This is a genomic window from [Erwinia] mediterraneensis, from assembly GCF_900604315.1.
Taxonomy (GTDB): domain Bacteria; phylum Pseudomonadota; class Gammaproteobacteria; order Enterobacterales; family Enterobacteriaceae; genus Pantoea; species Pantoea mediterraneensis_A.
On sequence record NZ_LR026978.1, the window covers coordinates 896,841 to 909,742 of the forward strand.

Below are 12,902 nucleotides of genomic sequence, written 5' to 3' on the forward strand. Positions count from 1 at the left end.
GCAGAGCCAAAACGTATTGATGACCACGCCCGCAGGACGTGGTTTTAAGTTGGTAATAAAATGGCCGGAATATCCGGCCATTTTTTATAACTCGCAGCAAGCATCAGCTTGCCTGGCGCGTCTCACGCTGACGGCGATAGGCAACCAGATCTTCAATGGTCACTACCGGCATATCGTGCTGTTTCGCAAAGGCGATAGCTTCCGGCGCGTGGGCCATAGAGCCGTCATCATTGGTCAGTTCACAAAGAACGCCAGCCGGTTTAAATCCTGCCAGGGTCACCAGATCAATCGTGGCTTCCGTATGGCCGCCACGCGTCAGTACGCCGCCATCCTGCGCACGCAGCGGGAATACATGCCCCGGACGATTGAGATCGCTCGGTTTAGCATTATCCGCAATGGCGGTACGAATGGTGGTAATACGGTCTTTCGCCGACACGCCGGTGGTCACACCCTGCGCCGCTTCAATGGTCACGGTAAAACCGGTGCCGTAAGCGCTGGTGTTGTTCTCCACCATCATCGGCAGCTCAAGCTGCTGGCGACGCTCTTCGGTCAGGCACAGGCAGACAATGCCGCTGCCGTGACGAATTGTCAGTGCCATCTGTTCAACGGTCATGGTTTCGGCGGCGAAAATCATATCGCCTTCATTTTCACGATTTTCATCGTCCAGCACCATCACGCCACGGCCATCCCGTAGCGCCGCAATGGCGCGTTCTACGCGCTGTTCCGGCGTGCCAAATTCAGAAAGAAGCGTCTGATTCATGGTAATAAACCTTTATGTAAGTATGTGAGTTACCAGAATCAGGGCGAGCTTAGGAGTATGTCATAAAGACATGGCAATAACGTGAAGCGGGCATAGCCCGGCTGAAATCGTTACCCTCTCCCATCCGGACTTTAACCGTCGGCCCCGGAATTACACCGGATCTGCTGACCTTCAAACCTGTCGGTTTGAAGCGCTCGCGGGCTTTCAGCTACGCTGATTTACCGCCGGTGGGGAATTTCGCCCCGCCCTGAGAATAAGCGAAATCACTATAACGCCAAAAAAACTGTCGGGCAATCGACAAAAGCGCAAAAGCTTTTGCATTTCCTGCGCTGACGATTTGAGGTTTAACCTTTTCGTTTCTGGCATTACACTTAAAGCATATTGTGACAACAGAGACGCTGCCATCGGCAACCCGCAACCAGGAAATCACCATGATCGACACGAAAAAAATTGAACAACTTGCGCGTCAGGTGCATGAGGCCATGCCAAAAGGGATTCGTGAATTTGGCGATGACGTAGAAAAGAAAATTCGTCAGGTGCTGCAGGCGCAGCTTACCCGTATGGATCTGGTCAACCGCGAAGAGTTTGACGTGCAGACACAGGTTCTGCTGCGCACGCGGGAAAAACTGGCGGCGCTTGAACAGCGTCTGGCACAGTTAGAAAATCGTGCGCCGGAAGCTACCCCGGCAGCAACTACCACTAATGCGCCAGCCAGCAGCGCCAGCGCGCCAGCCAGCGCCCCCGGCGCGACGCCCGAAATTTTAAAAACGGAAGATCCGCAGTAACGTTCTGCTGACACTGCTGCGGGAGCCTGTCTGGCTCCCGCATCGTCTTTAGCTGTTTGCGTCGCGAATGGTTTTGATGATATTGGTGGTTGAAATCCCGTCTTCAAAGTTCAGTACCATCACCTCGCCGCCATTTGCCCACACCTCTTTACTGCCAGCGATATCTTCCGCGCGATAGTCGCCGCCTTTAACCAGCAGATCGGGCAGGATCTCTCCGATCAGACGCTGAGGCGTATCCTCTTCGAAGGAAACCACCCAGTCGACCGATTCCAGCGCCCCGAGCACAATCATGCGGTTAACCAGCGGGTTTACCGGCCGGGTTTCTCCTTTCAGGCGCTTCGTGGAAGCATCGCTGTTCACCGCCACGATCAGGCGATCGCCCAGTTTACGCGCATTTGCCAGATAGGAAACATGACCCGCATGCAGAATATCAAAGACGCCGTTGGTCATGACCACTTTCTCGCCACGCTTGCGCGCCAGCGCGACGGCTTCTTTCAGTTGCGCTTCGTTCATCACGCCAAAGCCGCTTTCCGGCCGCGCATGGATGGCATTTTCCAGCTCTACCGGGCTGACGGTTGAGGTCCCCAGTTTGCCAACCACAACGCCTGCGGCAGCATTGGCGAGGAAACAAGCGTCTTCCAGCGAGTTGCCTGCCGCCAGCGATGCCGCCAGCACGCCGATCACCGTATCGCCAGCACCGGTCACATCATAGACTTCCTGCGCCTGCGTCGGCAGGTGCAACGGCGCTTTGCCCGGCTGCAGCAGCGTCATACCATTCTCTGAACGGGTCACCAGCAGCGCAGAAAGCTCATAATCGGCCACCAGCTGCATACCGCGACGCACGATCTCCTCTTCGCTTTTGCACTTGCCCACCACTGCCTCAAACTCTGAGAGGTTGGGGGTCAGCAGCGTAGCGCCGCGATAGCGGGAGAAGTCTGTGCCTTTGGGATCGATCAGCACCGGCACTCCAGCCTGACGCGCCAGCTGAATCATCATCTGCACGCTGGCCAGCGCGCCTTTACCGTAGTCGGAGAGTACCAGCGCGCCTGCCTGTGATACCTTCTGGCGAATACGCTGATGAATCGGCTCCGGATCAACGTTATCAAAGCCCTCTTCAAAATCGAGGCGGATCAACTGCTGATTACGGGAGAGGATACGCAGCTTGGTAATGGTGGGGTGCGTTTTGATGGTCACAAAATCGCACTCAACGTTAACGCCATTCAGTGTGGAACTCAGCACGCGCGCGGCATCATCCTCGCCGGTCAACCCGATCAACCGGGAAGCCGCCCCAAGCGCCGCAATGTTCATCGCCACGTTGGCTGCGCCGCCGGGCCGCTCCTCCACGGTATCCACTTTCACCACCGGCACCGGGGCTTCAGGGGAGATACGGCTGGTCGGGCCATACCAGTAGCGATCCAACATGACGTCACCGACAACCAGCACTGCGGCACGGTCGAATTCGGGCAGGGTTACTTTCATTCCTGAGACTCCAGACTGCAGTAAAAATAGTGCGCGGATAATAGCACAGAAGCCAGTAGTGCCACCTGTTCCGCATCCGGGACGGTATTATGTCAGCCAGCGCTGCCAGCTGGCGCGCACCGTTTCACGCTCCGTCAGGAACGCATCTGGCTCAACGTGGCCAGGCAATTCCTGGAGCGCCAGATGGTGCAGCGCGTCGCGCAAAGTCACATAAGCCCGGGTAAGCGCCTGAGCCTCTTCTTCCGGCATTTTCTGGTGCCTCGCCATCAACTCGAAGATGCGCACATTATCGGACCAGCGCGTCAGTGCGGGCTGTTCAGCTGCGTAGCGTAAGACCAGATATTGCGCGATGAATTCAATATCGGTGATGCCGCCCTCGTCGGTTTTAATCTCCCAGCGCCCTTTGTGTTTGTTGCTGAGATGAGCGCGCATCTTTTCGCGCATATCACGGACTTCCGTACGTAGTCCCACAGGCTCGCGCGTCAGGCAGAGCACGCCCCGACGGATAGCGGCAAAGCGTTCGCCCAGTTCAGCTTCTCCGAACACGATACGCGCACGCACCAGCGCCTGATGCTCCCAGGTCCAGGCCTCATTGCGCTGATAGTCGTCAAACGCCTCAAAGGTGCTGACCAGCATCCCTGCCGCACCCGAAGGCCGCAGTCGCGCATCAACTTCATAAAGAATGCCGGATGAGGTCCGGGTGCTGAACAGATGCATCACGCGTTGTGCCAGCCGCAGATAGAACTGGCGGCCATCAATGCTGCGCTCGCCCTGGGTCACCGCCTCAACCGGGCAATCGTGCAGGAACACCAGGTCGAGATCGGAGTTGTAGCCCAGTTCCCAGCCGCCCAGCTTGCCATAGCCCACCACAGCAAAACCGCGCTCATGCTCGTTTTGCAGATGGGAGGGGCGGCCATAACGCTGCACCATCATATTCCAGGCCTGTTGCACCACCGACTCGATAATCGCCTCGGCCAGCCAGGTTAAGTGATCGCTCACTTTCATTACCGGCAAGGTTTTGGCGATATCCGCCGCCGCAATACGCAGATGCTGCGCCTGTTTGAACTGACGCAGCGCCTCAAGCTGTTGCTCTTCATCATCGGCAGGAATACGCATCAGATACTGGCGCAGCTCGTCGCGATACGCATCGGTCGCGGTGGGCTGATAGAGCGTGGCGGGATCCAGCAACTCATCCAGCAGAAGGGGATGGCGTGCCAGCTGGCTGGCGAGCATTGGTGAGGCGGCACAGAGATGAATCAGATGGCGCAGCGCACCGCCCGATTCCGTTAACAGCTCCAGATAGGTACTGCGCGTCAGCACCCCGACCAGCAGCGGCGTCAGACGGCGTAGCGTTACCGCCGCATCGGGCAGCGGACAGACCTCGCTTAACAGACGCGGCATCAGCTGATCCAGCGCCTGACGGCCGCGCGGACCAATGGTGCGTTTGCTGATATCCTGATGAAAATCGTTCAGCGTGGTCAGCAGCTGCTGGCGTTGCGCCTCCTCCAGCTGTGGCAGCAGTGGTACAAGATCGCTCTCTTCAAGCCGGTCCTGCCACAGGGCGGCATACTCTGCCAGCGCCGGGTTATCTCCCGCTTCCGGCGCATCTTCGCCAATCAGCTCGTCAAAAATAGCGCGCACCGCAGCCATATGGCTGTCCAGCTGCGTTTTCAGGCTCTCCCAGCAGGTAAACCCCATGCCCCATGCCAGACGCGCCCGATTCAGTGGGTCAGCCGGCAGGGTTTGCGTCTGCTCATCGGCGATACTTTGCAGCAGGTTTTCCAGACGACGTAAAAACAGATAGGCTTCCCGCAGCTGCTCAATCTGGCCGGGCGGCAACAGATCAAGCTGCGCGATCGCCGTGAGTGAAGGCAGCAGCGAGCGTGACTGAAGTGAGCGCTCACGCCCACCCCGAATCAGCTGGAACACCTGCACGATAAACTCGACTTCGCGGATGCCGCCCGCCCCCAGCTTGATATTGTCCGTCAGGCCACGCCGCCGTACTTCACGGGCAATCATGCTCTTCATATTTCGCAGCGACTGAATCACGCTGAAATCGATATAGCGGCGGAAGATGAACGGACGCAGCATCTGACGCAGCTCCTGGCTCCAGCGATCTTCGTCACCGCCCATAATGCGCGCTTTGACCATAGCGTAGCGTTCCCAGTCGCGTCCCTGTTCCTGATAATAATCTTCCAGCGCCGCAAAGCTCAGCACCAGCGGCCCGCTGTCGCCAAAAGGCCGCAGGCGCATATCTACGCGGTAAACAAATCCATCTACGGTGGGCTGATCGAGCACTTTGATCAGCCTCTGCCCCATACGGGTAAAAAATTGCGCGTTATCCAGCTCGCGCCGTCCGCCGCGCGTGACGCCATTTTCGGGCCAGGAAAAAATCAAATCGATATCAGAGGAGAAATTCAGCTCGCCGCCGCCCAGCTTGCCCATGCCCAGAATCAGCATCGGCTGCGCTTCCCCCTCAGCGTTACAGGGCGTACCAAAATCTCGACAGCACTCCTGCCAGACCCAGTCGCGCGCAGCGACAATCAGGGTTTCCGCCAGCACGCTCAGTTGCTGCAAACTCTGCGTAGTGGTGGCCTGATGCAGACACTGCATCCAGGCGATACGGACCAGCATCTGGCGGCGGAACAGGCGCAGCGTGCGCATCAGTGTCGCTTCATCGCTCACCGCCTGTAATTCGTCGCTCAGCCAGCAGGCATAATGCTGCCACTCATCAGGCTGTGGCGGCTGCTGTTGTAGCGCCTGCCACCAGTCAGGATACTGTTGCAGGTTTTCCACGATAAAATCGCTAAAGGCCAGCGCCTCTGCCTGCTCTGCGCTGAGCGCACTCAGCGCCAGACCCAGCTTTTCAGCTGCCTTCTCTTGTTGCGTTTTCAGTATCGGTAATAGCTCAGACAACATGAATCTCCCTGATGAGATGTTTCGAATGGCTTAGCGCGCGACGCTGCCGTTGCGCCAGAAAGCGGGCTGCTTCAGCGCCTGGCTGGTGTGCGCATTCAGCCAGCTCGCCTGCTGCTGGTGAATGGCCTGCAGCAACTGCTGCCAGGGAGCCAGCCAGCTTTCTACTTTACTGGTGTCATAGGCGCCCGCCAGCAGATGAACTGCCAGCAACTGATGCGATAGCCGTATGGCTTTATCATGATATTCACTCACCTGATGGACCTTGCTGAATGTCTCTTTCAGGTCAGCGGCGATGCGTCCCAGCATAATGTCGCAGAAGCGTTTAAAGGATCCCTGCATTTTGCTGTGGTTTTTCTCATTCAGCCAGGGCTGCCATTGCGCTTCCACCAGCCAGCGCGTCAGGGTCAGCTGAGTATCTACCCACAGGGTAGAAAAACAGGTTTCCTGCGCATCGGGTACGCCTGCTGCCAGCGTCTCTTCCAGCGTCAGCAACTTCTGGCGCAGCGCGCTGCTCGCCTTACGCGGCACCAGGGTGCCGAACAGGGAAAAGGCCTGATGCAGCGTTTCCAGCGCCTCACGTACCGGTTTCAGCGCCTCGGGATTGCCGCTCAGCCAGACTTCTTCATGATATTGCCAGTGGCTGAGCGCCAGCGACAGCGCCGCGACCATGCCCTCTTCCACCGTGGCTTTAGGGGCGATGCGCAGTACAGGCAGCGCACGTAATGGCCGGGCGGGGTTGCCCTGCGCCAGCTGATAGCCACGCGCCGCTTTGCTCAGGCTGCCGAGACGCAGCCCACCGCCAGCGAGCAACTCATGGGCGAACGCCATCAGGTCGCTGCGCTGACCCGTTTTCAGCTCCAGCTCGATTTCATACAGCGGTTCATGCAGATCGCCTGCCGCGATCTCCCCCTGATCAAACGCCACTTCAATTTCGCTCTGCTGATAGCGCACCAGCCACTTTTCGCGCTGGAAATGGGTGCTGAACAGAGGTTGCAGACGTGACTGCAGCGCGGCAAGATCGGTGCCCTGCGGCCAGATCTCTGCAGGCAGCTGCGCGATATCCAGCACCGGCTCGCTTAACGCAACATTATATTCCGGGCGCTGATGCAGCCCGCCGAGGGTATTGCCCGCGGTTTTCAGGGTCATCTCATAGCGCTGATTAACGCCGCGAATGCGCAGGCCCATATCCCAGCGGCGCAGCTGGCTATCTTCCGTTTCGTAATAGATGTTGGTCAGTTCCTGTGCCGCTTCGTGATCGTGCGGCCAGGCAGAGAGCGCCCGGGAAAGTTTCCCGGCGGCATGGGGTGTGGCAATGAACTTTAATTCGATTTCGATGGTCATAATTTTTTATTCAATACGCTGCTGGCATCAGAGAGGTTATTCTGGCGAAGAGTAAAACACTGCTGAGTCGCTGTCTCGGCTTTCTTGCGCTTTCGCGACCCATTTCGCACGAGATTGAGACCAGGATAGTTCCCATTTCGATCTGTGTGAAGCCTCTCCAGACTGTGCCGGTAATTTTACCGACCTCAAGCAAAAAACGATATCGAATGAAGAAAATCACCTTAGTTGGACTCACTTTACTGGCTTTTAGCGCCATCATGCCTGCTCATGCTGAAGAAAAACGCTATATTTCCGACGAATTATCCACCTGGGTACGCAGCGGCCCCGGCGAGCAGTATCGCCTGGTAGGCAAACTCAATGCAGGCGAAGAAGTCGCCCTGCTGCAGACCAATAATGACACGCAATATGCGCAGATTCGCGATTCAGAAGGCCGCACCAACTGGATCCCGCTTTCTCAACTCAGCACCGCGCCCAGCCTGCGCACCCGTGTACCGCAGCTGGAACAGCAGGTGAAAGACCTGACCACCAAGCTGGCGACCATCGATGAAAGCTGGAATCAGCGCACGGCCGAAATGCAGAATAAAGTGGCGAACAGCGACAGCGTGATCAATGGCCTGAAAAATGAGAATCAGAAGCTGAAAAACGAACTCATTGTGGCGCAGAAAAAAGTCAATGCGGCGAACGTTCAGCTGGATGACAAACAGCGCACCATTATCATGCAGTGGTTTATGTATGGCGGCGGCGTGCTCGGTGTTGGTCTGCTGCTTGGTCTGCTGTTGCCGCATATGATCCCGCGTCGTAAAAAGAACGATCGCTGGATGAACTGAGGCCACTTTTTCCTGCAGTCCCCCGGGGGGTATCGCAAGATGCCCCCGTTGTCATGCCTGCAATCCGGCAATTGTGTGTAACAATAAAGCAACGTGTGTGCTCTTGTACGGGTGCCGGACGCCCCGGGCATGCGACATTTTTTACCTTTGGAGTGGTTGAGTGAAGACGTTTCTTGTCGGTGGCGCGGTGCGCGATGCGCTGCTGAATCTGCCCGTTAAAGACAAAGACTGGGTCGTGGTAGGCGCAACGCCTGAGATGATGCTGGCAAAAGGTTTTCAGCAGGTTGGCCGCGATTTTCCCGTTTTTTTACACCCTGACAGCCGTGAAGAGTATGCGCTGGCGCGTACTGAGCGTAAATCGGGCAACGGCTATACCGGTTTTGTCACCTGGTCAGCACCGGACGTTACTTTAGAGCAGGATCTGCAGCGTCGTGATCTGACCATTAATGCCATTGCCCGCAGCACCAGCGGCGAATTAATCGATCCCTGTCAGGGACAAAACGATATCCGTGCACGCCTGCTGCGGCATGTTTCCGCGGCGTTTGTGGAAGATCCGCTGCGCGTGCTGCGCGTGGCGCGTTTTGCCGCCCGTTTTGCGCACCTCAACTTTCGCGTGGCAGATGAAACCCAGGCGCTGATGCGCGATATGGCACAGGGCGGCGAACTGGCCCACCTGACGCCGGAACGGGTATGGAAAGAGACCGAAAAGGCGCTGGAAACGCGCAATCCGCAGGTCTATTTTCAGGTGCTGCGCGACTGTGGCGCGTTAAAGGTGCTTTTTCCGGAGCTGGATAACCTGTATGGCGTCCCGGCACCGATCAAATGGCACCCGGAGATCGATACCGGCCTGCATACCCTGATGACACTCACCATTGCGGCGGCGCTAACTGACCGCGTCGATGTGCGTTTCGCCACCCTGTTTCATGATGTGGGCAAAGCGCTGACGCCCCCCGAAAAATGGCCCAGTCACCATGGTCATGGACCGGCGGGTGTTCCTCTGGTGGAAGCGCTGTGCCAGCGTCTGCGCGTGCCTGGCGCCGTCCGCGACTTAGCGCTGCTGGTGACAGAGTTTCATGATGTGGTGCATACCATTGAGCGTCAGCCACCGGAAGCGCTGGTTGCGCTGTTTGATCGTATCGATGCCTGGCGTAAACCGCAGCGCGTGGAGCAGATTGCGCTGACCAGCGAAGCCGACGTACGCGGTCGGGCGGGTCTGGAAAACTGTGCCTATCCGCAAGGGGATTATTTGCGGCGCGCCTTTGCGCTGGCGCAGGCAGTACCAACCAAAGCAGTGGTAGAGGCCGGGTTTAAAGGGGCTGCAGTGCGGGAAGAGTTAACACGGCGACGCATTGCGGCCATCGCCGGAGGCATGAAGCGGTCAGAATAACTGACCGCCAGGGACTTACATAAAGACCATGTAAACGGCACCCGCCACAATAAAGCGGTAAATGGCAAAAGAGACAAACGAGATACGTTTGATCAGTTGCAGGAAAGCTTTGATCGCAATAAGCGCCACGATAAAGGCAGTGACAAACCCGACGGCAAACATCGGCAGATCGTCCATCGACAGGAAGTGCATGCTTTTATAGAGGTCATAGCCGGTTGCGCCCATCATCATCGGCACGGCCAGGATAAAAGAGAACTCGGAGGCTGCATAACGGCTGACGCCCATTAACATGCCGCCTGAGATGGTCGCGCCGGAGCGGGAAAAACCGGGCCAGAGCGCCAGGCACTGAAAGCAGCCAATCATAAACGCCTGACGGTAGGTGATATCATCAATGCCCGCCGCCTTTGGCACTTTGGGTTTCAGGTATTCCGCCGCCAGCAGCAGCACGCCGCCAATCACCAGCGCGTACATGACGTTTACCGGGTTAAACAGCGATTTGATCTGATCGTGTAACACCAGGCCAATGATCACCGCCGGAATCATCCCCAGCAGGATATGAATCAGTGTCAGATGGCCGCTACCCACCCCTTCATGCTTTACTTCCCCGAAATGGATGCCGATCAGGCCAAACAGACGACGCCAGAACATCACCACTACCGCCAGAATTGATCCCAGCTGGATCACCACCTCAAACGTCTTAGCGGTATCGCCTTCAAAGCCTAACAGATGACCCACAATAATCATGTGGCCCGTGGAGGAGACCGGCAGGAACTCAGTCAAGCCCTCTACCAACCCCAGGATTGCGGCCACCCAAAGGTGATGAATATCTGCCATCAAATTTTCCTCTATCCGTTTGAAACATTAAAAAGGCGGTAGCGAATCGCTCCCGCCTGAAATTACGCCTGCGTCATGGTGAGCGAACCTGACTGGTTTCTCGTGTAACAGTCCGTTTAACCGTAACGGCAACTGCTATGACACACAGTAATTTGGTTTGGTTTCATTGTGATGGCAATCACGGAAGATTTATTTAGGAAAACTCCCGCGTTCGATACGCACGCCGACCTGAGCTGCCTGAGCCACAGCTCCCGGCTTGCTGACCTTAATACGCACGCCCGGCGTGTTGAAGCGCGCCATCAGCAGAGAAGCCACTTCTTCTGCCACGCGCTCCACCAGCGCGAAGCGCTGACCGGTAAGATGTTGCAGAATGGTTTCGGCTACGTCGGCATAGCTCAGACAATCATTCACATCATCGCTGGCTGCCGCCTGACGATTGTCCCACGCCATTTCGACATCGAGCACCAGCTTCTGCTGAATCCCCTGTTCCCAGTCATAAACGCCAATGGTGGTAAACACCGTGAGTTGCTCAATAAATACGATATCCATGATGACAGTCTCTGTTTTTGGCCATGCCGGATACCACTTCCGGCGGATTATGCGTATTATCCACGGTTAAAGAGAACAAAACGACCCTAAAGGAACGGAACGTCATTATGGTTGCTATCGCGCTTGGTATGATTATTTTCGCGTATCTTTGCGGCTCAGTTTCCAGCGCGATTCTGGTCTGCAAAATCGCCGGGCTGCCCGATCCACGCACTCAGGGTTCCGGCAATCCGGGCGCGACCAATGTGTTGCGCATCGGCGGTAAGGCCGCTGCCGCTGCCGTGCTGATTTTCGATATTCTGAAGGGTATGGCCCCTGTCTGGCTGGCCTATCTGCTGCATCTCTCCCCGCTCTATCTCGGCCTGACGGCGATTGCTGCCTGTCTGGGGCATATCTATCCGGTATTTTTCGACTTCCGTGGCGGTAAAGGCGTGGCGACGGCGTTCGGCGCGATTGCCCCGGTGGGCTGGGATTTAACCGGACTGATGGCGGGCACCTGGCTGCTGACCGTGCTGCTCAGCGGCTACTCCTCGCTGGGGGCTATTGTCAGCGCTCTGATCGCCCCTTTCTATATCTGGTGGTTTAAACCTCAGTTTACCTTTCCGGTATCGATGCTTTCCTGCCTGGTTTTGCTGCGTCACCATGACAATATTCAGCGTCTGTGGCGGGGTCAGGAAGGAAAAATCTGGAAACGGAAGAAGAAGAACAAACCATAAAACCCACACCTTTGCTGTCCTTGTCCTGATGGCTACGATGCCCGTCCATCAGGACAAAAGCGTTCAGCTCATTCAGGATAGTAAGGCGAATATTGTTCAAGACCTAAAATAACAGACTTGTCCTCCTGGTTCAGGGTCAGGAAAATTGTGCTTTTTGTTGCCTCCTGTTGCCATTTCTCCACAAAGGACTGGCTACTCACCTTTTTATAACCTTCAGCTATCAGCCAGGGATGTAACGCTGTGATGTCGTTTACGCCTGAGTAAACGATAGCACTTACCCCTGGATCGTTTCCATCTGGCTGGCTAAAGCAAAAATGATATTAACCATTAAGACGCGGCGCCCCTTTTATTTCATCAGCCGTATACAGCCGATAGTAAATAAAATCCGCCTCAAAATAACAAACACTGTCCCGAAGTACATATCTGGCGGTCGCACCGCATATCAGAATAAGAGTGGTAATAAAGAAGAGAAGTAGCCGCTTCACCTTGCTTATACCTTATCTGGATATTAATTTATATTAACGCCATAGCCATTACGCTGAATTATTTTTAATTTATCTGTGGAAAAATCATCCCAGGGTAATACAGATGTCATAAATTTCGTCAATTCTGCGTTATAAGGTGTTTTTTTGCCGTAAATTTTATCAGGATCCGGAAAAAGGAGAGGTTTAAAGGTTTCGTTTTTATAATTCCCTACGGGCCATAATAATCCCAGCGCTTCAGTGCAGCAGCTTTGCTTACGGGTTGCAAAGAAGACGTAAGATCTATTGGTCGTATGACGCGATAAAACCCTGACAAGTCAGGCACTAAATCTCCCGCACTAAAGCCACTATCGGCATACCAACTAAATATCCATTTACTTTGCCATTTTTCAAAAGCAATAGCAGTTCTTATCATCATTGCCAGAGCAATCCTGTGCCTGTCTTGCAATGGTTGCCCTTTTTGAATTCGCCATTTTGTCCACTTCGATGTTTCATAAGGACCACCGGGTATCCGGGTTAACTGCATAGATTGCTGATAAATAATTTCGTAATAATTTGCAACCCCTCTTTCACCCTCCTCTGTTTTATTTAAAACAGCGCGAATATCTGTTCCCCTGGCATGGCCTGAATAATCTACCCAGGTACCTCAGTATATATCAGCCCATGAGTGGACAATGAAATGATACTTCCGTCAAGAATATCACTCTTGTTACTCATATAACCTCCTGTCATTAAAATCATCCTGCTAACTTCGGGTCTAAGCGAGTCATTTTATCTGTCTTTCGCTATAAAAAATCTGTTCATCATCATGATCTATGAAAATATA

Annotated in this window: 11 protein-coding genes and 1 riboswitch; of the genes, 4 read left to right on the forward strand and 7 right to left on the reverse strand. The window is 55.2% G+C overall.

What is annotated here, in order from left to right; all coding sequences use genetic code 11:
- Nucleotides 1-103 precede the first annotated feature (103 nt).
- Nucleotides 104-760 carry a 3,4-dihydroxy-2-butanone-4-phosphate synthase gene (ribB, locus tag E0E17_RS04200; protein WP_130831837.1) on the reverse strand — a complete coding sequence of 219 codons (657 nt, stop codon included), beginning with the start codon at nucleotides 758-760 and terminating at the stop codon, nucleotides 104-106.
- Between the two features lie 108 nt (nucleotides 761-868).
- Nucleotides 869-1,019: riboswitch (FMN riboswitch) on the reverse strand.
- Between the two features lie 172 nt (nucleotides 1,020-1,191).
- On the opposite strand from ribB, the gene ubiK reads away from it, so the two are divergent.
- Nucleotides 1,192-1,545, forward strand: coding sequence for a ubiquinone biosynthesis accessory factor UbiK (gene ubiK / locus E0E17_RS04205; RefSeq protein WP_130831839.1), 354 nt, complete (start codon nucleotides 1,192-1,194; stop codon nucleotides 1,543-1,545).
- A 48-nt stretch (nucleotides 1,546-1,593) separates the two neighbouring features.
- Here the strand turns inward: ubiK and hldE are convergent, their stop codons facing one another.
- From hldE to E0E17_RS04220, 3 genes are all read right to left on the reverse strand, one after another.
- Nucleotides 1,594-3,024: a bifunctional D-glycero-beta-D-manno-heptose-7-phosphate kinase/D-glycero-beta-D-manno-heptose 1-phosphate adenylyltransferase HldE gene (gene hldE, locus E0E17_RS04210; protein ID WP_130831841.1), complete on the reverse strand. Its 1,431-nt coding sequence runs from the start codon at nucleotides 3,022-3,024 to the stop codon at nucleotides 1,594-1,596.
- Between the two features lie 87 nt (nucleotides 3,025-3,111).
- Nucleotides 3,112-5,943 (reverse strand): bifunctional [glutamate--ammonia ligase]-adenylyl-L-tyrosine phosphorylase/[glutamate--ammonia-ligase] adenylyltransferase, encoded by a 2,832-nt coding sequence (gene glnE, locus E0E17_RS04215; RefSeq protein WP_130831843.1) that lies wholly within the window; start codon nucleotides 5,941-5,943, stop codon nucleotides 3,112-3,114.
- A 30-nt stretch (nucleotides 5,944-5,973) separates the two neighbouring features.
- Nucleotides 5,974-7,284 carry a CYTH domain-containing protein gene (locus tag E0E17_RS04220; protein ID WP_130831845.1) on the reverse strand — a complete coding sequence of 437 codons (1,311 nt, stop codon included), beginning with the start codon at nucleotides 7,282-7,284 and terminating at the stop codon, nucleotides 5,974-5,976.
- Between the two features lie 206 nt (nucleotides 7,285-7,490).
- On the opposite strand from E0E17_RS04220, the gene E0E17_RS04225 reads away from it, so the two are divergent.
- Both E0E17_RS04225 and E0E17_RS04230 read left to right on the forward strand, forming a co-directional pair.
- Entirely contained in the window at nucleotides 7,491-8,111 is a 621-nt protein-coding gene (locus E0E17_RS04225; protein WP_130831847.1) for a TIGR04211 family SH3 domain-containing protein, read from the forward strand.
- Between the two features lie 160 nt (nucleotides 8,112-8,271).
- Nucleotides 8,272-9,498, forward strand: coding sequence for a multifunctional CCA addition/repair protein (locus E0E17_RS04230; RefSeq protein ID WP_130831849.1), 1,227 nt, complete (start codon nucleotides 8,272-8,274; stop codon nucleotides 9,496-9,498).
- Nucleotides 9,499-9,513: 15 nt separating this feature from the next.
- Here the strand turns inward: E0E17_RS04230 and bacA are convergent, their stop codons facing one another.
- On the reverse strand, nucleotides 9,514-10,332 hold the full coding sequence (gene bacA / locus E0E17_RS04235; protein WP_130831851.1) for an undecaprenyl-diphosphate phosphatase: 819 nt from the start codon (nucleotides 10,330-10,332) through the stop codon (nucleotides 9,514-9,516).
- 189 nt (nucleotides 10,333-10,521) lie between these two features.
- Nucleotides 10,522-10,881 (reverse strand): bifunctional dihydroneopterin aldolase/7,8-dihydroneopterin epimerase, encoded by a 360-nt coding sequence (folB, locus tag E0E17_RS04240; protein ID WP_130831853.1) that lies wholly within the window; start codon nucleotides 10,879-10,881, stop codon nucleotides 10,522-10,524.
- A 107-nt stretch (nucleotides 10,882-10,988) separates the two neighbouring features.
- On the opposite strand from folB, the gene plsY reads away from it, so the two are divergent.
- Entirely contained in the window at nucleotides 10,989-11,594 is a 606-nt protein-coding gene (plsY, locus tag E0E17_RS04245; protein ID WP_130831855.1) for a glycerol-3-phosphate 1-O-acyltransferase PlsY, read from the forward strand.
- A 693-nt stretch (nucleotides 11,595-12,287) separates the two neighbouring features.
- Here the strand turns inward: plsY and E0E17_RS04250 are convergent.
- Nucleotides 12,288-12,494: a hypothetical protein gene (locus E0E17_RS04250; RefSeq protein WP_130831857.1), complete on the reverse strand. Its 207-nt coding sequence runs from the start codon at nucleotides 12,492-12,494 to the stop codon at nucleotides 12,288-12,290.
- Nucleotides 12,495-12,902: the final 408 nt, after the last annotated feature.

Bases quoted from the DNA above. Each gene is read 5' to 3' on its own strand.
- ribB (WP_130831837.1), bottom strand. From the start codon at position 760: ATGAATCAGACGCTTCTTTCTGAATTTGGCACGCCGGAACAGCGCGTA.
- ubiK (WP_130831839.1), top strand. From the start codon at position 1,192: ATGATCGACACGAAAAAAATTGAACAACTTGCGCGTCAGGTGCATGAG.
- hldE (WP_130831841.1), bottom strand. From the start codon at position 3,024: ATGAAAGTAACCCTGCCCGAATTCGACCGTGCCGCAGTGCTGGTTGTC.
- glnE (WP_130831843.1), bottom strand. From the start codon at position 5,943: ATGTTGTCTGAGCTATTACCGATACTGAAAACGCAACAAGAGAAGGCA.
- E0E17_RS04220 (WP_130831845.1), bottom strand. From the start codon at position 7,284: ATGACCATCGAAATCGAATTAAAGTTCATTGCCACACCCCATGCCGCC.
- E0E17_RS04225 (WP_130831847.1), top strand. From the start codon at position 7,491: ATGAAGAAAATCACCTTAGTTGGACTCACTTTACTGGCTTTTAGCGCC.
- bacA (WP_130831851.1), bottom strand. From the start codon at position 10,332: ATGGCAGATATTCATCACCTTTGGGTGGCCGCAATCCTGGGGTTGGTA.
- folB (WP_130831853.1), bottom strand. From the start codon at position 10,881: ATGGATATCGTATTTATTGAGCAACTCACGGTGTTTACCACCATTGGC.
- plsY (WP_130831855.1), top strand. From the start codon at position 10,989: ATGGTTGCTATCGCGCTTGGTATGATTATTTTCGCGTATCTTTGCGGC.
- E0E17_RS04250 (WP_130831857.1), bottom strand. From the start codon at position 12,494: ATGATGATAAGAACTGCTATTGCTTTTGAAAAATGGCAAAGTAAATGG.